Annotated in this window: 1 rRNA gene; it reads left to right on the plus strand. The window is 55.0% G+C overall.

From position 1 onward, the window contains the following. Positions 1-262, plus strand: a 16S ribosomal RNA gene (locus DW58_RS19680); the annotation flags it as partial.

The raw sequence follows: 262 nt of genomic DNA on the forward strand, positions 1-262 counted from the left end.
GGGAACTCAAAGGAGACTGCCGGTGATAAACCGGAGGAAGGTGGGGATGACGTCAAGTCATCATGGCCCTTACGACCAGGGCTACACACGTGCTACAATGGCGCATACAAAGAGAAGCGACCTCGCGAGAGCAAGCGGACCTCATAAAGTGCGTCGTAGTCCGGATTGGAGTCTGCAACTCGACTCCATGAAGTCGGAATCGCTAGTAATCGTGGATCAGAATGCCACGGTGAATACGTTCCCGGGCCTTGTACACACCGCC

It is taken from the genome of Siccibacter turicensis LMG 23730 (assembly GCF_000463155.2).
Taxonomy (GTDB): Bacteria; Pseudomonadota; Gammaproteobacteria; order Enterobacterales; family Enterobacteriaceae; genus Siccibacter; species Siccibacter turicensis.